Origin of the sequence: Phenylobacterium sp. J426, from assembly GCF_024699945.1 — a bacterium.
Classification (GTDB): domain Bacteria; phylum Pseudomonadota; class Alphaproteobacteria; order Caulobacterales; family Caulobacteraceae; genus Phenylobacterium.
The window spans coordinates 3,300,076-3,318,540 of the sequence record NZ_JAJOMY010000001.1 but is presented as its reverse complement, the minus strand read 5'-3'; the positions used below and the strand labels follow the sequence as shown (position 1 = coordinate 3,318,540).

The following is an 18,465-nucleotide window of genomic DNA, read 5'->3' as shown; positions in this document are numbered from 1 at the left end:
GGGGCGGTTGCGCAAGGCGCTTCGCTACAACCCCGCGTCCTGCGGAAGGACAGGCGCCTCACGCAACAACACGATCGCAATCCGACGGTTGCCGGGAAGGGTCGGATCGTCCGGGTAGAGCGGCTCGGACGTGGCCTTGCCGGAAACCTGGTAGATGCGGTCGGCCTCTACGCCGGAACCCTGCAGCACGCGCCGCGACGCATCGGCGCGGGCGGCGGAAAGAGGCCAGTCGGCCTCGGACTTCGCGCCGCCGCTGTTGGCGCTGGTATGGCCGTAGATGCTGACGCGGTTGGGCAGCTGGTTGATCACCTTGGACACGGCGCGCAGCAGCAGCTTGGCGCGGTCGTTGGGCTGGGCCGATCCCTGGTTGAACATCGAGCGGCCCTCCTGGTCGACGAGCTGGATCCGCAGACCTTCGGGCGTCTGGTCGATCAGGATGTTCTTCGAAAGCTCGGCCAGCTCCGGCATGTCCTGCAGCGCCTGGCGGAGCGATTGGGCGGCCGAGGCGAAGGCCGCCTCCTCGCGCTTCTGCAGCGCATCGCGCAGCGCCTGCGTCGAAGCGGCCTCGAGCGAGTCCGACTTGGAAGCGTCGCGGTTCCTGCCGTCGTTGGGATTGCGGCTGTCCGGGGCCAACTCTTCGATGATCGCAGAGGCCCCGGCGCTCTTGGAGCCGTCCGCGCCCAGGGCGTTGCCGCCCAGAATGCCGCCGGCGCCGGACGTGGTTTCAGACACGCTGGCGGGGGCGAAATAGTCGGCGATGCCGCGCTTCTGTTCGGGGCTGGTAGTGTTGATCAGCCACATCAGCAGGAAGAAGGCCATCATGGCGGTCACGAAGTCGGCGTAGGCGACCTTCCAGGCGCCGCCATGGTGGCCGTGGCCGCCGCCCTTCTTGATCTTCTTGATGACGATCGGCTGGTCGCCCACCGACATTGGTCCACCCCGAGTCCGCCTGCTAGAGCGGGGGTGAAGGTGAAGGCTGCTCGTTAAGATGCAGCTAAGGTTACGGAGCGCGTGGGTATGAAGGTGGCGTTCGCCGGTCTCGGCGTGATGGGCTTTCCGATGGCGGGGCACCTGGCGAGGTCCGGTCACGAGGTCGCGGTCTTCAACCGCAGTCCCGAGAAGGCGCGGCGGTGGGTCGAGACGCACGGCGGCCGGACGGGCGGGACAGTCGCGGAAGCCGCCGCGGGCGCCGATATTCTGTTCCTGTGCGTCGGCAACGACGACGATGTGCGCCAGGTCGTGGGCGAAGCGCTGGAGGCCCTGTCACCCGACGCGGTGATCGTCGACCACACCACGACCTCGGCCGTGGTGGCGCGGGAGATGGCGGACCTGGCGGGGCGGCGCGGTCGCGCTTTCGTGGACGCGCCGGTTTCCGGCGGCCAGGCCGGCGCCGAGAACGGTCAGCTGACGATCATGTGCGGGGGCGACCAGGCGGCTTTCGCCAAGGCGGAGCCCGTCATGGCGGCCTACGCAAAGGCCATCCGCCGGATGGGCGAGGCCGGGGCAGGCCAGCTCACCAAGATGGTCAACCAGATCTGCATCGCCGGCGTGGTCCAGGGGCTCGCCGAGGGGCTGCATTTCGCCAAGCGGGCGGGCCTCGACCCGCAGGGCGTTCTGGAGGCGATCTCCAAGGGCGCCGCCCAGTCGTGGCAGATGGACAACCGGTGGCCCACGATGGCGCAGGGCAAGTTCGATTTCGGCTTCGCCGTCGACTGGATGCGAAAGGACCTGGGCCTCCTGCTGGACGAGGCTCAGCGCAACGGAGCCAAGCTGGAGATGACCGCGATGGTCGACCGGTTCTACGCCGAGGTGCAGGCGATGGGCGGCAGCCGATGGGACACCTCCAGTCTCGTCGCGCGGCTGGAGCGACCCGAATGATGCTGACGACGGAGCGGCTGACGCTGACCCCGCCGACCGAGGCCGACGCGGCCTTCGTCCTGGAGCTTCTGAACGATCCGGGCTGGATCGCCAACATCGGCGACCGAGGCGTGCGCAGCCTGGATGACGCGCGGACCTATATCGCCGATCGCTTCTCGAAGAGCCCCTGGTTCGTCGTGCGCACCGGCGCCGGCGAGGCGGTTGGGATGTGCGGCATCGTGGTGGGACGCGAGGGCCTGGACAGCCCGGATATCGGCTATGCGTTCCTGGCGCGCCACGCCGGCCACGGCTACGCCACGGAGGCGGCGCGCGTGGTTCTGGCCCATGCCCGGGACGCCATGGGCCTTGCGAAGGTGGCGGCGATCACCGCCCCGGGGAACACCGCCTCGCAGCGGGTGCTGGAGAAGATTGGCTTACGCTTCGTCCAGATGATCAACCTGCCCGGGTATGAGGAGCCGAGCGCCTACTTCTCGACGTGAGGGAGGGATCCATGGGGGCCATGACGACGCGGACGGTGGAGGCCAACGGCTTCCGGTTCGCCGTGGATGAGGCGGGAAGCGGCGACCGCCTGGCGCTCTGTCTGCATGGGTTCCCGGAGAGCCGGTTCTCGTGGCGCCACCAGCTGCCGTTGCTGGCGGAGATGGGCTACCGCGCCTGGGCGCCGGACCTGCGGGGCTACGGCGAGACCGAACCGAAGCCGCAGGACGTGCCGTCCTACCTCATCGACCGGCTGATAGAGGATGTCGCCGCCCTGATCGATGCGAGCGGCGCGAAGGCGGTGACGCTGATCGGCCACGACTGGGGCGCGGGGCTGGCCTGGACCTTCGCCGCGAACCGTGTGCGGCCCCTGGAGCGGCTGGTGATCATGAACGTGCCGCATCCGGCGGTGATGGCGGCGAACCTGCGGAAGGGCAACTGGGCCCAACTGGCGAAGAGCTGGTACATGTTCTTCTTCCAGATACCCGGCCTGCCGGAGTGGGTGACGACGGCCCGCGACGCGCGTGCAGTGCGGCGCGCATTCTACGAGATGGCCGTCGACAAGACGCATTTCACGCCCGACGTGCTGGACCGGTACGCCCGCGACGCCCAGCGGCCGGGCGCCATGCGGGGGATGATCAACTGGTACCGCGCTGCTCTACGACTGCAGGGCAAGCTGGCGGGCCCATGGCCGGTGATCGAAACGCCGACCCTGATCGTCTGGGGGGAGGGAGGATGCCGCCCTCGGAACAGAGCTTCTCGACGGCACGGGCGACTATGTGAAGGACCTCACGATCCGGCGGCTGCCGAACGTCTCCCATTGGGTGCAGCAGGAGGCGCCGGAGCAGGTCAACGCGATCCTGCGCGCCTGGCTTACGGAAGCGCGTTGAGGGCCGGCAGGATCCGCAGTTCCAGCAGCGGGGCGAGCGGTGCGTCTCGCGGCGTCGCCGGATCGATCCAGAGCACCGCTTCGAGCTCGGCCGCCATGCGGATCTCTCCGGTCACTTCCGCCAGATAGGCGGACGACCTCACGGTGGCTCCCGGCTCGTTTGCTGCGGCGGCCTCGAACCGGCCGAGCGGCTCCGCCGAGACGAGGGCCACGCCCAGTTCCTCGCGCAGCTCCCGCGCCAGGGCAGCCAGATCATCCTCCCCAGACTCCCGCTTCCCGCCGGGGAGCATGAAGCGCTGCGCCCCGGTCTTGCGGACCACCAGGAGCCGGCCCTCGGCGTCCCGGATCAGGGCGCCGACGACCTCGACGATCACGCGCCGAGAAGCCGCGCCGCCCGCGGCGCGAAGTAGCTGATCACGCCGGAGGCGCCGGCGCGCTTGAAGGCGCCGAGGCTCTCTAGGATGGCGCGCTCCTCATCCAGCCAGCCGTTCTGGGCGGCGGCCATAAGCATGGCGTACTCGCCGGAAACCTGGAACGCGAAGGTCGGCATCTGGAACGCGTCGACGACCTGCCGGACGATGTCGAGGTAGGGCATGCCGGGCTTGACCATCACCATGTCGGCGCCCTCGGCGATATCGAGAGCGACTTCGCGCAGCGCCTCGGCCTGGTTGGCGGCATCCATCTGGTAGGTCTTCTTGTCGCCGGGATTGTCGACGCTGCCCGTCCCGAGTTTCCCGGAGCCGATGGCCTCGCGGTACGGGCCGTAGAAGGCCGAGGCGTACTTGGCGGCGTAGGACATGATCATCACGTCCTGGAGCCCCTCGGCCTCGAGGGCGGTTCGCAGAGCGCCGACACGACCGTCCATCATGTCGGAGGGCGCGAGGATGTCGCAGCCGGCCTTGGCCTGGACCAGGGCCTGGGCGACCAGGGCCTCGATGGTGGCGTCGTTGAGGATGCGGCCGTTCTCGATCAGGCCGTCGTGGCCGTGGTCGGTGAACGGATCGAGCGCGACGTCGCACATGATGCCAACGTCGGGGGCGGCGTCCTTCATCGCCTTTACGGCGTTGCAGACCAAACCGTTCGCGTCGGCGGCGAGCGAGCCAGAGGCGTCCTTCTTGGCGCCGTCGATGTGCGGGAAGACGGCGATGGCCGGGATACCCAGCGCCTGGGCCTCCTTGGCGGCCTTGGCCGCGTCCTTCACAGATAGCCGGTTCACGCCCGGCATCGACCCTACCCGGATCTCGCCGTCGCCCTCGTGCACCACCATCGACCAGATCAGGTCGGCGGGGGTCAGGACGGTCTCGCGGACCAGGCGGCGGATCCAGTCGGCCTGGCGCAGACGGCGCAGGCGGAGCGCGGGGTAGGCGGCGAGGGGCGCTTTGGTCATGGCCGGGCTTTGGACCCGGAGACGGGCGGAAGGCAAGAGCTACAGCCTGCCCCAAGGTTAGATTGACACCGCGGAAGCGGCGGGCGAACTCCCGGCCCATGGACTTCAACCTGACGGAAGATCAGCGGGCCATCGAGGACGCCGCGCGCGACTTCGCCGCCGCTGAGCTCGCGCCTCACTCGGCGCGATGGGACGAGGACAAGCACTTCCCCGTCGACGTGCTGCGCAAGGCCGCCGAGCTGGGCTTCGCCGGCCTCTATGTGCGCGAGGACGTCGGCGGCTCGGGCCTGAGCCGCCTGGACGCCTCGATCGTGTTCGAGCAGCTCTCGTATGGCGACGTGGCGACGGCGGCGTTCATCTCGATCCACAACATGGCCTCCTGGATGATCGACCGGTTCGGCTCGGCCGAGCTGAGGACCCGGTACCTGCCGAGGCTCTGCACGATGGAGCTGATCGCCTCCTATTGCCTCACCGAACCGGGCTCGGGCTCGGACGCGGCGGCGATGAAGACGACGGCGCGCCGTGACGGCGACGCCTATGTGCTGAACGGCTCCAAGGCGTTCATCTCGGGCGCCGGATCCTCGGACATCTACGTCGTGATGGCGCGGACGGGCGGCGAGGGCGCCAAGGGCGTGTCCGCCTTCGTGGTCGAGAAGGACACGCCGGGGCTGTCTTTCGGAGCCCAGGAGAAGAAGATGGGCTGGAACGCCCAGCCGACCGCGCAGGTGAACTTCGACGATTGCCAGGTGCCCGCCGCCAACCGGATCGGCGAGGAGGGCGAGGGCTTCAAGTTCGCCATGGCTGGCCTGGACGGCGGGCGGATCAACATCGCGTCCTGCTCGCTGGGGGGCGCGGGGTTTGCGCTGGAGACGGCCCGGGAATACCTCGGCAGCCGCAAGCAGTTCGGGCGGCCGTTGGCCGACTTCCAGGGTCTGCAGTGGCGGCTGGCGGACATGGCCACCGAACTGGACGCGGCGCGGCTGATGGTGCGGCGCGCGGCGCATGCGCTCGACAACAAAGATCCAAAGGCGACGCAGTACTGCGCCATGGCCAAGCGCTTCGCCACCGACGGCGGGTTCGAGGTGGCCAACCAGGCGCTGCAGCTGCACGGCGGCTACGGCTATCTTAGGGACTTCCCGCTCGAGCGGATCGTGCGCGACCTGCGGGTCCACCAGATCCTCGAAGGCACCAACGAGATCATGCGGGTGATCATCGCCCGGGAGCTGCTGCGCGGATGAGCGAACCGGAAGTCTTGACCCGCGTCGAGGGCCGTGTCGGCCGGATCACGCTGAACCGTCCTCAGGCGCTGCACGCGCTGACCACGCAGATGTGCCGCGACATCACCGCCGCCCTGCTGGCGTGGAAGGACGATCCGGCGGTCGAGCTCGTGCTGCTGGACCATGCGGGCGAGCGGGGATTCTGCGCCGGCGGCGACATCCGGATGCTGGCCGAGAGCGGGCAGGGCGACGGCGCGGCGGCGCGCGAGTTCTTCCACACCGAGTACCGGCTGAACCACCTGCTGTTCTGTTATCCGAAGCACACCGTCGCGATCATGGACGGGGTGACCATGGGCGGCGGCGTCGGCCTGTCCCGGCCCTGCCGGTTCCGCGTCGCCACTGAGCGCACAACCTTCGCCATGCCCGAGACGGGGATCGGCCTGTTCCCCGACGTTGGGGGCGGCTGGTACCTGAGCCGGATGCCAGACCACATAGGGCTGTGGCTGGCGCTGACCGGCGCGCGGATCAAGGCCGCCGACTGCGAGCTTCTCGGCATCGCCACCGACTACGTCCAGAGCGCCAAGGTCGCCGCGCTGAAGGCGGCCATCGTCGCCGATCCGAAGAAGGTCGAGACCCTTCTGACCGAGTTCGAGGACGATGCGGGCCGGCCGCCGCTGGCGCAGCATCAGGACGAGATCGCCAAGGTCTTCGGGGGCGACAACGTCGAGGCCATCCTGGCGGCGCTGAAGGCGTCGAACAGCGACTGGGCCGCCGACCAGCTCAGGGTCATGGCAAGCAAGTCGCCTCAGACGATGAAGGTGGCGTTCCGCCAGCTGAAGCTGGGCGCCCTGGCGGAGACCTTCGCCGAGAACATGGCCATGGAGTACCGGATCGGCGCCCGCGTCGTTCAGAAGCACGACTTCATCGAGGGCGTGCGGGCCGTGATCGTCGACAAGGACAATACCCCGCGATGGAAGCCGGCGAGCGTCGAGGAGGTGACCTCGGCCGCGCTCGACGAGATCTTCGCCCCTCTGCCGGCCGACCAGGAATGGACCCCGCTTCCGGAGCTCTCCGCATGACCCGCATCGCTTTCATCGGCCTCGGCAACATGGGCGGCGGGATGGCCGCCAACCAGGCGAAGGCGGGCCGAGAGGTGATGGCCTTCGACCTGTCGGCGGCGGCGCTAGACAAGGCGGCGGGCGCGGGCTGCGCCAAGGCGACCTCGGTGGCCGAGGCGGTCAGGGACGCCGACGCCATCATCACCATGCTGCCGGCCGGGCCGCACGTGCGCTCGGTCTATGCGGAGCAGGTGTTCCCGAACGCGCCGAAGACGTCCTTGCTGATCGACTGCTCGACCATCGACGTGGAGAGCGCGCGGGCGGTGGCCGCCCAGGCGAAGGATCAGGGCTTCCGCTTCGCTGACGCCCCGGTCTCCGGCGGCACGGCGGCGGCCGACGCCGGCACTCTGGCCTTCATGGTGGGCTGCGACGAGGCCGACTTCGCTCAGGTGGAACAGGTCATCGCTCCGATGAGCCGGGCGACGATCCGGGCCGGCGATCACGGGGCCGGGCAGGCGGCCAAGATCTGCAACAACATGGTCCTAGGCATCTCGATGATCGCCGTGTGCGAGGCCCTGGCGCTGGCCGAGAAGCTGGGCCTGGACCCGGTGAAGTTCCACGAGATCAGCTCACAGTCGTCTGGCCAGTGCTGGAGCCTGACCAGCTATTGCCCCTGGCCAGGCCCGGTGCCGACGGCGCCCTCGAACCGCAACTACGAGGGCGGCTTCGCCACCGCCATGATGCTGAAGGACCTGAAGCTCGCCCAGGAGGCGGCCGCCAAGGCCGGCGCCGCCACGCCGCTGGGCGCCAGCGCCGAGGGCCTCTACGCCCTGTTCGATCGCCTGGGCGGCGGCGGCAAGGACTTCTCGGCGATCCTCGAGATGCTGCGGGGCAAGCTGCCGGCCTAGAGCTCGGCGACGCTCGTTGATCTTGGTCAACGACAGGCGGTGCGTGGCGGCTCACGTAATCTGCGCGGTCGGTCACGAAACCTGATCGGCTGCGGCGTCCGAGTTTATGGACATTGTGAAATCCCGGCGCCAAAAGGCAGACGTATTCAAGGGGCCGGCCGCTTCGCAGCGACATGCCGGGATCAAGTCGATGGATTACAGGTCAGCTTTCCGCACCGCTCTGGAGAACATCCGCTCGGAGGGCCGGTACCGCGTGTTCGCGGACCTGAAGCGCCACCGCGGCGCGTTCCCGAAGGCCACCTGGACCCGTGCGGACGGCTCCGAGACCGAAGTGACCGTCTGGTGCTCGAACGACTACCTGGGCCAGGGGCAGAACCCCGTCGTGCTCGACGCCATGCACCAGGCGATCGAGGAAGCCGGTGCGGGGTCCGGCGGCACCCGCAACATCTCGGGCACCACGCACTACCATGTCGAGCTGGAGCGTGAGCTCGCCGACCTGCACGGCAAGGAAGCGGCCCTGCTGTTCACCTCGGGCTACGTCTCCAACGAGGCGACGCTGTCGACGCTCTACAAGATCCTGCCGGGCCTGCAGGTTTTCTCGGACGAGCTGAACCACAACTCTATGATCTCGGGGATTCGGGCCGGCAAGCGCGAGCAGCGCCACGTCTTCCGCCACAACGATCTCGAGCACCTGGAAAGCCTGCTGGCGGCGGCCGATCCGAACGTGCCGAAGCTGATCGCCTTCGAGAGCGTCTACTCGATGGACGGCGATATCGCCGACATCGCCGGCACCATCGCCCTGGCCCGGAAGTACGGCGCCATGACCTACATCGACGAGGTTCACGCGGTCGGGATGTACGGCCCCCGCGGCGCGGGCGTGGCCGAGCGCGACGGCCTGATGGCCGAGATCGACATCATCGAGGGCACGCTGGGCAAGGCGTTCGGCGTCATGGGCGGCTACATCGCGGCCGACGCGGTGATCGTCGACGCGATCCGCAGCTATGCCGACGGCTTCATCTTCACCACGTCGCTTCCGCCGGCGCTTGCGGCCGGCGCGGCGGCTTCAATTCGCTACCTGAAGGAGCACAACGAGGTCCGCGAGGCGCACCAGGAGCGCGCCGCGACGCTCAAGGCGCGCCTGGCCAAGGCCGGCCTGCCGGTCATGCCTTCGGTCAGCCACATCGTGCCGGTGCTGGTGGGCGACCCCGTCCACTGCAAGATGATCTCGGACATCCTGCTTGAAGAGCACGGCATCTATGTCCAGCCGATCAACTACCCGACAGTGCCTCGCGGCACCGAGCGTCTGCGCTTCACGCCGTCCCCGGCTCACACCGACGAGATGATGGACAAGCTGGCCCACGCGCTGGAAGCGCTCTGGGTCCACTGCAACATCAAGCGGGTCGGCGGCGTCGCGGCCTAGGCGGCTTCTTCGTCAGAAGACGTCGGTCACCCGGCAGACCGCACTCCAACCGCCGCGGAAGGTGGTGAGCTGGACGACCGCGATCTCGTGGACCACGCCCCGGCTCTCCACCGTGAACAGGTCGCCCAGCTTGGGCGTTAGCGGGTCGACCGACCAGATGGCCACTTCGCGGCGCGTCTCCAGCTCTTCGTCGAGAATCTCATAGCCGCTCTCGCTGAACGGCCGCAGGGCTGGATCGGTCGTAACCCGGGGCATGTTCTACTTCCTCCGTCGGACGCCGCGGCCGAGGCCGATCTTCTTGGCGAAATCGGACCGGCGAGCCGCGTATGCCGGGGCGACCATGGGATAGTCGGGCGCCAGCCCCCAGCGGCGGCGGTACTCGTCCGGGCTCATGTTGTAGCGGGACCTGAGGTACCGCTTGAGCATCTTCAGCTTCTTCCCGTCCTCGAGGCAGACGATGTAGTCGTGTTGGATGGAACGGCCCACCGGGACGGCCGGCTTGGGGCGCTCCTCGGAGACCGGCGCCGTCGGCGCCCGGGTCAGTTGTTCGAGTGTCTGATGAACGGTGCGGATGATGTCCGGCACCGCCTCGGCCGAAACGGCGTTGCGGCTGACATAGGCGGCGACGATGCCTGCACCGAGGCGCAGGATGTCTTCTCCCGACGGAGCCCCGGTGTCGGGTCCAACGCTCATAGATCCCCCTTCTTCCACGCTGCACTGGGAGGCCCGGGCGCGCGCCTGCACCTCGGCCTGAGTCGCTGAACGCCGAAGCCCGGGATTTGTTCCGGCCATCCGGCGGGGGTTGCGGTTGGAAGCGGCGTTCCAAGGGAGTAAAGAACCGGCTCCGCCGCCCCGGACTCACCCAGCCTCAGAAAGGCCAGCCCTTGAACGTGCACGTGCAATCGCAAGCCCAGACCGACGAGTTCTTCGGCAAGGGCGTCGATCAGGCCGACCCAGCGGTCGCCGCGGTGCTCAACGGCGAGCTGAAGCGGCAGCAGCACCAGATCGAACTGATCGCGTCCGAGAACATCGTCTCGAAGGCGGTGCTGGACGCCCAAGGGTCCGTTCTGACCAACAAGTACGCCGAGGGTTATCCGGGCAAGCGGTACTACGGCGGCTGCGAGGTGGTGGACGAGGTCGAGACCATCGCCATCGAGCGCGCCAAGCAGCTGTTCGGCTGCGAGTTCGCCAACGTGCAGCCGCACTCGGGCAGCCAGGCGAACCAGGCGGTGTTCATGGTCACCATGACCCCGGGGGACACCTTCATGGGCATGAACCTGGACCACGGCGGCCACCTGACGCACGGCAAGAGCGTCAACCAATCGGGCAAGTGGTTCTCGCCGGTCGCCTATGGCGTCCGCGCCCAGGACCACCTGATCGACTATGACGAGGCCTATGAGGTCGCCAAGGCGAACAATCCGAAGGTGATCATTGCCGGCGGCTCGGCCTATTCGCGCCAGATCGACTTCAAGAAGTTCCGCGAGATCGCCGACGAGGTTGGCGCGGTCCTGATGTGCGACGTCGCCCACTACGCCGGCCTGATCGCGGCCGGCGAATACCCGAACCCGTTCCCGCACGCCCATATCGTGACGACGACGACGCACAAGACCCTGCGGGGTCCCCGCGGCGGCCTGATCCTGACCAACGACAAGAAGCTGGCCAAGAAGATCGACAGCGCGGTGTTCCCAGGCCTGCAGGGCGGGCCGCTGATGCACGTGATCGCCGCCAAGGCGGTCGCGTTCGGCGAGGCGCTGAAGCCCGAATTCAAGACCTACGCCAAGCAGGTGATCGAGAACGCGCGCGCACTGGCCGACAGCCTGCAGAGCGTAGGCTTCAAGATCGTCTCGAACGGCACCGACAGCCACCTGATGCTGGTCGACCTGACGCCGAAAAACGTCTCGGGCGCCCAGGCCGAGGTGGCGCTGGAGCGGGCCGGCATCACCACCAACAAGAACTCTATCCCGGGAGACCCGCTGCCCCCCGATGCAAACCTCGGGCCTGCGGGTGGGCTCGCCCGCCGGCACGACCCGCGGCTTCGGCGTCGAGGAGTTCCGCCAGATCGGCCGCTGGATCGGCGAGGTGCTGGACGCGGTCTCGACCGGCGAGGATTCCGGTGCGGTGGAGCAGAAGGTGCGGGGCGAGGTGCTGGCGTTGACGAAGCGCTTCCCCATCTACTCCTAATAGCGTTAAGTGGCCGGGTAGGGGGCTAAATATGCGCTGCCCGTTCTGTGGCCACGACGAAACCCAGGTGAAGGACAGCCGCCCGTCGGAGGACGGCGCGGCCATCCGGCGTCGCCGGTTGTGCCCGCAATGCGAGGGTCGTTTCACGACCTTCGAACGGGTGCAACTGCGCGAGCTGACGATCGTGAAGCGGTCGGGACGACGCTCGCCGTTCGACCGGGACAAGCTCGCGCGTTCACTGATGATCGCGCTGCGCAAGCGGCCGGTCGAGCCCGAGCGGATCGAGCGCATGATCTCGACCATCGTGCGACAGCTCGAGAGCATGGGCGAAACCGAGATCTCGTCTTCCGCGGTCGGCGAGCTCGTCATGAAGCAGCTCAAGCAACTCGATGACGTGGCCTACGTCCGCTACGCCTCGGTGTACCGCGACTTCCGCGAGACCCAGGATTTCGCCCGCTTCCTCGGCGAGGAAGGCCTGAGCGAGACGACCGACGACGGCCGTTAGTCGAAAAGGTCGGGACGCCGGCCGGTACGGGGGGCCGGCCGACGCCCCTGGCCCTGCGCCGCTCGCGGCCGCTCGCGGACCGGCCGTTGCGGCGCACGGCTAGCAGAACGCCGGCGCGACCTCTTCCAGTCTGGCGCGACCGGCGGGGCTGACCTCGCCCAGCGCCTTCAGGAAGCCCTGGTTGACCAAAGCCGAGCCCAGGAATGTCCAGCGCTGAGCCTGATGCTGGCGCGCCGTGAAGGCGGCGCGCTGGTCCTGCGTCAGGGAGCGGCCGGTCGCGCGCTCGAAGGCGTCAAGGTCGAACGCCACCTGCTGCGCAAGGCCGCCATCGAGGAAGGCCCCGATCTGCAGGAACTCCTGCACCGCCTGCATGACCCCCTCAGGCCCCGCCTTCTCGGCGAGCTCGTAGAACACGAGGGCGTCCAGCTTGGCGTGCTGCGACTCCTCCATCCAGTGATGCTTGAGCAGGCTCTTGAACTGCGGATCGAGGCCCTCGTCGTCCTGCACGCTCTCCAGCCAGTGCTGCTGGGTGGCCCATTCGATCGCCAGCACGAAGAGCGCGACCCCGAGCTTGCCGTGGCTGCGGATCATCGCGCCGATGTCCTCGGCCGGGCCGATCACGGCGCAGGCGACGTCGAAGCCATCGGTGAAGGCCTTCCGGAAACGCACGAAGAGCTCGATATGCTTGGCTTCCTCGTCGGCGAAGTTCTGCAGGGCCGCGGTGCGGTGCGGGTCCTGGCCGGGCCTTGACGGCACGTGCTGCTCGATGGCAGGCAGGATGCAGCGCTCGACCAACTCGAACATGGCCAGGTAGCCGAAGCCGCGGATCTGGTTGAGCTTCAGCCGCTCGTCGGGGCTCAGGAAGTCGAGCTCGCCGGTGCGGGCGAAGGTCTCCGGCAGGAAATGCCGGGCGAAGTCCATCGGCTTGTCGGGGCCGATGATGTCCTCGATGCGCCAGTTCACGCGCTTCGAAATCTCGAGCAGTCGCTCGTAGCTGTGGCCTTGGATCATGATGTGGTCTCCTCGCGCGGCGCCGCGCCCTCCGGGGCGCTGCCGCGGCGGGTGGAGCAGCCGCCGTCAGTTGTTGGCGGTTGTCGGGTCGATGATCTGCGGCACCTCGGTGATCCGGGTCACCGGGAAGCCGCTGAGTTCGGCGTGGGCATGGATCGTGTCCTCACCGTCGGCGAGATAGATGCAGTACGTCCGGTCCCCGGCCACGTAGCTGTGCTGCCACTGGATGGTCCCGCCGATCTTCTCGATCGCCTGGTTCGAGGCGCGGGCGACGCCGCACAGTTCGACAATGGACATGCCGCCTATGCCGGAGACGTCGCGCTCGACCAGGAAACGTCTGAGTTGGCCCATGGCGCCGCCTCGTGCACTTCCTCGATGCCCCAGTGTCGCGTTGGCGGGCGAACGCTGCAATCTAAACAATCTGGCCATGACTAAAGCTTTTGCTTAGTACGATTCCATGGTCGCGCCGACGTACCTAAGGTCGCTCCAAGCGCTGGAGCTGGCGGTCCGGAAGGGCTCGTTCACCGCGGCCGCCGAGGCGCTGGGCATCACGCCTGCCGCGGTCGGCCAGCGGGTGAAGGCGCTGGAGGACTACCTGGGAGTCGAGTTGCTGACGCGCGGCCGATCGGGCCTGCGGCCCGCGCCGGGGCTGATCCCGGCATTGGGTCACCTAAACCGGGGCTTCGAGGAGCTGGCGGCGGCGGCCCGGGAGCTCGAACTGCAACGGGGGCACGAGCTGCACATCGCGGCGGCGTCGGACTTTGTCGACCTGTGGCTCGCGCCGCGGCTGAAGTGGTTCCGCGCGGCGCATCCGAACATCCTGTTCAACATCAACGGCGAGGGCGAGGCTCCACATCGCATCGGGCGTGTGGATTGTGAGATCAGCTACGGCCCGCCGCGTGGCGCGCCGAACACCGACCTGCTGTTCCGCGACTATGTGTTGCCGGTCTGCTCTCCCGAGAACGTGGAGCGGACGTCGCTGATACCGCGCGAGATGAGGCTTGAGGGTTTCCCGCTGGTCCACCTCGACTTCTACAAGGACGACCCCGCGGGACTCTCCTGGCCCGAGTGGGTGGCGGCCAACGGGATGCAGCGGAGCGCGCCGGAGCGCGGCATGCGCTTCCGCCGCATCACGGCGGCGCTTGACGCCGTGCGGGCCGACGCCGGCGTGACGCTGTGCGGGATGGCCCTCATCGGAGACCGGTTGGACGCCGGGGAGATCGGCCTGCCGTACCCCGTGCTGACGGGGCGGTGGAGCGCTCACGGTTTCCAGGCGCGTTTCCGCGCCGATGCCGAGGGACGGCGCCCGGTGCAGCGGTTCCGGGAGTGGCTGCTGGAGGAGGCCCGATCGACGCGCGGCTGGCTGGCCGGCGCGGTGGGCGCCGCCCCGGACTGAGCCCCGCCGCCTTGTCGGCGACGGCCTTTCCGGCCATGTACCCCTCGAATGACCGTCACCCTGAAGCTCGCCACGTCGCTGGACGGCCGCATCGCCACGGCGAGCGGCGAAAGCCGCTGGATCACCGGGGAGCCCGCGCGGCGCGCCGTGCACCAGCTGCGTGCCGAGCACGACGCGGTGCTGGTGGGTATCGAGACGGCGCTGGCCGACGATCCGGAACTGACCGTGCGCCTGCCGGGCTGGAACGGCCGCCAGCCGGCCCGCGTGGTTCTGGACAGCCGGCAACGGCTCACGCCCGCGTGCAAGCTGGTGCTGACCGCACGCGAAGTCCCAACCTATGTTGTCGCGACGACGCCGCCCGAGCCGGAGCTGGTCGCGGCGGGCGTCCGGGTGCTGCGGGTCAAGGCCGTCGGCGAAGATCGTCCGGAGTTGAAGACGGTCGTGCAGGCCCTTGCCGGCGAGGGCCTTTCGAGGATTTTCGTCGAGGGCGGCGGGCAGGTGGCGGCGAGCTTCCTGCGATGCGGTCTGGTCGATCGGCTGGAGTGGTTCCGGGCCCCCATCGTGATCGGCGGCGAGGGCCGTCCGGGCGTGGGCGCCCTGGCCGTTGCGGCGCTGGTCGACGCGCCCCATTTCGCGCGCGTGGAAATCCAGAGCGTCGGCGACGACCTCTGGGAGCGGTACGAGAGGCTCTGAGAAGAATGTTCACCGGCATCGTCACCGACGTGGGGCGCGTGCGCGCCGTGCGGGACACCGAGCGCGATCGCCGGTTCGAGATCGAGACGGCGTTCGACACGAGCGGCCTCGACATCGGCGCCTCGGTGAGCCACGCCGGCTGCTGCCTGACGGTCGTGGAGAAGGGCCCCGGCTGGTTCGCCGTCGAGGTCTCGGGCGAGACGCTGTCGAAGACCACCCTGGACCAATGGCGCGAGGGCCATCGGGTGAACCTGGAGCGGGCGGCCCGCGTCGGCGACGAGCTGGGCGGCCACATCGTCTCGGGCCACGTCGACGGCGTGGGCGAGGTGGTGAGCGTCTCGGAGGAGGGCGGGTCGCACCGGGTCCGAATCCGCGCGCCCAGGCCGCTGCACCGCTACATCGCGCCGAAGGGCTCGATCGCCGTGGAAGGGGTGTCGCTGACGGTGAACGAGGTGGAAGACGACGTCTTCGGCATCAATCTCATCCCGCACACTTGGGACGTGACCACGCTGGGCGAGCTGAAACCGGGCTCGCGGGTGAACCTCGAGATCGACATGCTCGCCAGATATCTCGCCCGCTGGCGCGAAACCGCCTAAAGGGGCGGGCATGAGCGAAGAACCTCTCCGCGTCCTCATCGTCGAGGCGCGCTTCTATGACGATCTGGCCGACGCGCTTCTTGAAGGCGCGAGCGACGCACTGAAGGCCTATGGCGCGGAATTCGACGTGGTCACGGTGCCCGGCGCGCTGGAGATCCCGGGCGCCATCGCGCTGGCCGAGGAGGCCGGCCATGGTCCGAGCGGCGTGCGCTACGATGCCTACGTGGCCCTCGGCTGCGTGATCCGCGGCGAGACCTATCATTTCGAGATCGTCTCGAACGAGAGCGCCCGCGGCATCATGGACTTGACCGTCCGCAAGGGCCTGTGCATCGGCAACGGCATCCTGACCACCGAGGATGACGAGCAGGCCTGGGCGCGGGCCCGGATTAGCGAGGGCGACAAGGGCGGGGGTGCGGCGCGGGCGGCGCTGGCCATGGCGGCGCTGAAGCAGCAGCTGACGGCGGGCGGCCGATGAGTGCGCCCAGGCAGTCCCGCTCGGTTGCGCGGCTGGCGGCCGTGCAGGCGCTGTACCAGATGGAGGTCTCCTCGGTCGGCGTGGAGGCCGTGATCCGCGAGTTCATGGACCACCGCTTCGACCGCGACGTCGAAGGCGAGACCCTGGCGACGGCGGATGAGGACTTCTTCGCCGAACTGGTGCGCGGCGTGGTCCGCGAGCAGAAGGCGATCGACGCGGCGATCGTGAAGCGGCTGGCCAGCGGCTGGCGGCTTGAACGGCTGGATGCGACCGTGCGCGCCATCCTCCGCTCGGGCGCCTTCGAGCTGAAGCACCGACCCGACGTCCCGACCGAGGTAGCCATCGACGAGTACGTCGAGCTCACCAAGAGCTTCTTCGAGGGCCCTGAGCCCGGCTTCGTGAACGGCGCGCTGGACGGCGTGGCCCGCGATGTCCGGCCTGGATGAATTCGGCGAGATCGCGCGGCTCTTCCGGCCGCTGACGCGCGGCTACCCCGGCGCGTTCCAGCTCAGCGACGACGCCGCGGCCATTCCGTCGCGGGCGGGTCACGACCTGGTGGTGACGAAGGACGCGATCGTCGAGGGCGTGCACTTCCCGGCGGGCGAAGCGCCTGACCTGGTCGCGCGCAAGCTGGTGCGGGCGAACCTGTCGGATCTGGCGGCGAAGGCAGCCGAGCCGTTTGGCTGCTTGCTCGGCGTGGCGTGGCCGTCGGGCTTCGCCGCCCGCGATCGCGAGCGGTTCGCCCAGGGCCTGGCCTCCGATCTCGAGCAGTACGAGGTGGCGCTGCTGGGCGGCGACACCGTCGCCACGCCCGGGCCCTTCACCGCCAGCCTCACGGCCTTCGGGTGGGCGCCGGAGGGACGCATGGTGCGGCGAGGCGGCGCGCGGCCCGGGGATCGGCTGATGGTCAGCGGGACGATCGGCGACGCCACCCTCGGGCTGGCCGCCGTGAAGGGCGAGATCGCGGACCCCGACGGGACCCTGGCGTACCGTTACAGGCTGCCGCAGCCAAGGCTCGACCTGCGTCGGGCCCTGCGGGAAAAGGCGACGGCGGCGGCCGACGTCTCGGACGGACTGATCGCGGACGCTGGCCACATCGCGCGGGCCAGCGGAGTCGGCCTGCATCTGGACCTGGACGCCCTGCCGCTCTCCGGCGCGGCCGCGAGCTGGCTGGAACGGCAGCCGGACGTCGGCCGGGCGCTGCTTCGGCTGGCCACCGGCGGCGACGACTACGAGGTGGTCTGCACCATGCCGTCCGGCCTGAAGAAGCCTGCGGGGTTCGCCGTCATCGGCGAGGTCGTCGAGGGCGAGGAAGTCACCGTCACCGCCCAGGGCCGAACGATCGACCCCGGCGCCGGGGGCTGGCGGCACGGTTGAACGTCACACGAACTCGAAGCGCACGGCGGAACGGCCGAAGTCGAGGGCGACCTGCTCGAACTGCATCAACAGGTCCATCCCGATCACCAGCGCCGGCTTCTTCTCCAGCTCCCAGATCCGGAACACGTGCATGTCGGCGTAGGTCACCTGCACGTTTCCGAGATGGAGGCCGCCCAGGCGGAGGAAGGGCAGGAACACCGACTCGCCGTGGAAGACCTCTCCGGCCAGCGATTCCATGCGGACGGACTGCGGCGGCCCCGTCTTGCCATGCCGCTGCTCCGAGGCTCGGACAAGGTCGCGCAACGGCCCGTTGCACAGCGTGCCCTGAGCCCCGGAATCGATGATGGCGCTGATCGGGACCCCGTTCAGGTCGGCGTCGATGATGGTCAACTGGCCGTGCTTGCGGCGGGCCGGAACCACGACCACCCGGCCGGGATGGGCGTGATCCGACTTCGACTTGGTGATCTCGATCTCGTTTTTCTTGAAGTCCAGCACCAGCCGCTGGCCCTTCAGCCAGTCGACCCCGAGAATCCCGTCGACGCCGGGGCCCTTGATTGGCAGGGCCGGGGCTTCGACGTCGCGACGGGCGCGGTTGCCGACCGTCAGTTCGTCGATCACCACGCTGGGACGCTCGCGGACGCCGACGATGGTATGGACGCGCCGGGGCCGGCCCGGCTGCAGATCGAGCTGCTCGACGAGCGCGTGCGAGACGCAGCTGACGTTGGCGCCGGTGTCGAGCACGAACTGGTAGGGGCCGCGGCCGTTGATCAGCACGGGGGCCATCATGTGGGTGTACTTGTCCTGGCCGGCCTGGAGGCGTTCGTCAGGGCCGTGTTCGATCTCGGGCGCCTCGGCCCGCGACGCATCCTCAGCCATCGCCCGTCCAAGCGGCGTCGCCGCAGCGCCTGTGGTCAGGAGACCGATAGCGGCCTGACGTCTGCTCGGAGACATGCTCCGACCTCCTCCCCAATTCTGTCGCAATCGAGGATACCACCGT

Annotated in this window: 21 protein-coding genes and 2 pseudogenes; 15 read left to right on the top strand and 8 right to left on the bottom strand. The window is 68.8% G+C overall.

The genetic code is table 11. From position 1 onward, the window contains the following. Positions 1 to 24 precede the first annotated feature (24 nt). Positions 25 to 930 carry a flagellar motor protein MotB gene (locus tag LRS10_RS17545; protein ID WP_257838388.1) on the bottom strand — a complete coding sequence of 302 codons (906 nt, stop codon included), beginning with the start codon at positions 928 to 930 and terminating at the stop codon, positions 25 to 27. Between the two features lie 81 nt (positions 931 to 1,011). Between LRS10_RS17545 and LRS10_RS17540 the strand changes: the two genes are divergently transcribed. The 3 genes from LRS10_RS17540 to LRS10_RS17530 are packed head-to-tail and all read left to right on the top strand — an operon-like array spanning position 1,012 to position 3,373. Further along, positions 1,012 to 1,878, top strand: a complete 867-nt coding sequence (locus LRS10_RS17540) for an NAD(P)-dependent oxidoreductase (protein WP_374570305.1) — start codon at positions 1,012 to 1,014, stop codon at positions 1,876 to 1,878. After that, entirely contained in the window at positions 1,875 to 2,357 is a 483-nt protein-coding gene (locus tag LRS10_RS17535; protein WP_257838386.1) for a GNAT family N-acetyltransferase, read from the top strand. Before LRS10_RS17540 ends, LRS10_RS17535 begins: the two co-directional genes overlap by 4 nt. Positions 2,358 to 2,368: 11 nt before the next feature. Beyond that, positions 2,369 to 3,373 (top strand): alpha/beta fold hydrolase, encoded by a 1,005-nt coding sequence (locus LRS10_RS17530; RefSeq protein ID WP_374570301.1) that lies wholly within the window; start codon positions 2,369 to 2,371, stop codon positions 3,371 to 3,373. Here the strand turns inward: LRS10_RS17530 and LRS10_RS25250 are convergent. Both LRS10_RS25250 and hemB read right to left on the bottom strand, forming a co-directional pair. Beyond that, a pseudogene (locus LRS10_RS25250) lies at positions 3,355 to 3,564 on the bottom strand (NUDIX domain-containing protein); the annotation flags it as partial. The gene LRS10_RS17530 and the pseudogene LRS10_RS25250 sit on opposite strands and share 19 nt — an antisense overlap. 50 nt (positions 3,565 to 3,614) lie before the next feature. Further along, on the bottom strand, positions 3,615 to 4,631 hold the full coding sequence (gene hemB / locus LRS10_RS17520) for a porphobilinogen synthase (RefSeq protein ID WP_257838384.1): 1,017 nt from the start codon (positions 4,629 to 4,631) through the stop codon (positions 3,615 to 3,617). A gap of 98 nt (positions 4,632 to 4,729) precedes the next feature. On the opposite strand from hemB, the gene LRS10_RS17515 reads away from it, so the two are divergent. From LRS10_RS17515 to hemA, 4 genes are all read left to right on the top strand, one after another. Then, on the top strand, positions 4,730 to 5,869 hold the full coding sequence (locus tag LRS10_RS17515; protein ID WP_257838383.1) for an isobutyryl-CoA dehydrogenase: 1,140 nt from the start codon (positions 4,730 to 4,732) through the stop codon (positions 5,867 to 5,869). Then, entirely contained in the window at positions 5,866 to 6,927 is a 1,062-nt protein-coding gene (locus LRS10_RS17510; protein WP_257838382.1) for an enoyl-CoA hydratase/isomerase family protein, read from the top strand. The genes LRS10_RS17515 and LRS10_RS17510 overlap by 4 nt, the downstream gene beginning before the upstream one ends. Beyond that, a complete protein-coding gene (gene mmsB / locus LRS10_RS17505) occupies positions 6,924 to 7,814 on the top strand; it encodes a 3-hydroxyisobutyrate dehydrogenase (protein WP_257838381.1) in 891 nt (296 codons plus the stop codon). Before LRS10_RS17510 ends, mmsB begins: the two co-directional genes overlap by 4 nt. 190 nt (positions 7,815 to 8,004) lie before the next feature. Further along, the gene (gene hemA / locus LRS10_RS17500; RefSeq protein WP_257838380.1) at positions 8,005 to 9,234 is read left to right on the top strand and encodes a 5-aminolevulinate synthase; all 1,230 of its coding nucleotides are present in this window, start codon (positions 8,005 to 8,007) and stop codon (positions 9,232 to 9,234) included. A 12-nt stretch (positions 9,235 to 9,246) separates the two neighbouring features. On the opposite strand, the gene LRS10_RS17495 is transcribed toward hemA, so the two are convergent. Together LRS10_RS17495 and LRS10_RS17490 are read right to left on the bottom strand one after the other, a co-directional pair. Further along, entirely contained in the window at positions 9,247 to 9,489 is a 243-nt protein-coding gene (locus tag LRS10_RS17495) for a hypothetical protein (protein ID WP_257838379.1), read from the bottom strand. 3 nt (positions 9,490 to 9,492) lie between these two features. Next, positions 9,493 to 9,927 (bottom strand): MucR family transcriptional regulator, encoded by a 435-nt coding sequence (locus LRS10_RS17490; protein WP_257838378.1) that lies wholly within the window; start codon positions 9,925 to 9,927, stop codon positions 9,493 to 9,495. Positions 9,928 to 10,124: 197 nt separating this feature from the next. On the opposite strand from LRS10_RS17490, the pseudogene glyA reads away from it, so the two are divergent. Both glyA and nrdR read left to right on the top strand, forming a co-directional pair. Continuing rightward, positions 10,125 to 11,415 (top strand): annotated as a pseudogene (gene glyA, locus LRS10_RS17485) (serine hydroxymethyltransferase). A gap of 31 nt (positions 11,416 to 11,446) precedes the next feature. After that, the gene (gene nrdR, locus LRS10_RS17480; RefSeq protein WP_257838376.1) at positions 11,447 to 11,920 is read left to right on the top strand and encodes a transcriptional regulator NrdR; all 474 of its coding nucleotides are present in this window, start codon (positions 11,447 to 11,449) and stop codon (positions 11,918 to 11,920) included. A gap of 99 nt (positions 11,921 to 12,019) precedes the next feature. Here the strand turns inward: nrdR and LRS10_RS17475 are convergent, their stop codons facing one another. Both LRS10_RS17475 and LRS10_RS17470 read right to left on the bottom strand, forming a co-directional pair. Further along, a complete protein-coding gene (locus LRS10_RS17475; protein WP_257838375.1) occupies positions 12,020 to 12,931 on the bottom strand; it encodes a diiron oxygenase in 912 nt (303 codons plus the stop codon). A gap of 66 nt (positions 12,932 to 12,997) precedes the next feature. Further along, on the bottom strand, positions 12,998 to 13,282 hold the full coding sequence (locus LRS10_RS17470) for a DUF4242 domain-containing protein (protein WP_257838374.1): 285 nt from the start codon (positions 13,280 to 13,282) through the stop codon (positions 12,998 to 13,000). Between the two features lie 106 nt (positions 13,283 to 13,388). Between LRS10_RS17470 and LRS10_RS17465 the strand changes: the two genes are divergently transcribed. The 6 genes from LRS10_RS17465 to thiL are packed head-to-tail and all read left to right on the top strand — an operon-like array spanning position 13,389 to position 17,468. Continuing rightward, positions 13,389 to 14,327 carry a LysR family transcriptional regulator gene (locus tag LRS10_RS17465; RefSeq protein WP_257838373.1) on the top strand — a complete coding sequence of 313 codons (939 nt, stop codon included), beginning with the start codon at positions 13,389 to 13,391 and terminating at the stop codon, positions 14,325 to 14,327. Positions 14,328 to 14,375: 48 nt separating this feature from the next. Continuing rightward, a complete protein-coding gene (locus LRS10_RS17460) occupies positions 14,376 to 15,020 on the top strand; it encodes a RibD family protein (protein WP_257838372.1) in 645 nt (214 codons plus the stop codon). 5 nt (positions 15,021 to 15,025) lie between these two features. Continuing rightward, positions 15,026 to 15,616, top strand: coding sequence for a riboflavin synthase (locus LRS10_RS17455; protein WP_257838371.1), 591 nt, complete (start codon positions 15,026 to 15,028; stop codon positions 15,614 to 15,616). A gap of 10 nt (positions 15,617 to 15,626) precedes the next feature. Next, positions 15,627 to 16,091, top strand: a complete 465-nt coding sequence (gene ribH, locus LRS10_RS17450) for a 6,7-dimethyl-8-ribityllumazine synthase (RefSeq protein WP_257838370.1) — start codon at positions 15,627 to 15,629, stop codon at positions 16,089 to 16,091. Beyond that, positions 16,088 to 16,537, top strand: a complete 450-nt coding sequence (nusB, locus tag LRS10_RS17445) for a transcription antitermination factor NusB (protein ID WP_257838369.1) — start codon at positions 16,088 to 16,090, stop codon at positions 16,535 to 16,537. The genes ribH and nusB overlap by 4 nt, the downstream gene beginning before the upstream one ends. Next, positions 16,521 to 17,468, top strand: coding sequence for a thiamine-phosphate kinase (gene thiL / locus LRS10_RS17440; RefSeq protein WP_257838368.1), 948 nt, complete (start codon positions 16,521 to 16,523; stop codon positions 17,466 to 17,468). The genes nusB and thiL overlap by 17 nt, the downstream gene beginning before the upstream one ends. A 3-nt stretch (positions 17,469 to 17,471) precedes the next feature. Here thiL and LRS10_RS17435 read toward each other — a convergent pair whose 3' ends face one another. Beyond that, on the bottom strand, positions 17,472 to 18,419 hold the full coding sequence (locus LRS10_RS17435; protein WP_257838367.1) for a retroviral-like aspartic protease family protein: 948 nt from the start codon (positions 18,417 to 18,419) through the stop codon (positions 17,472 to 17,474). Positions 18,420 to 18,465: the final 46 nt, after the last annotated feature.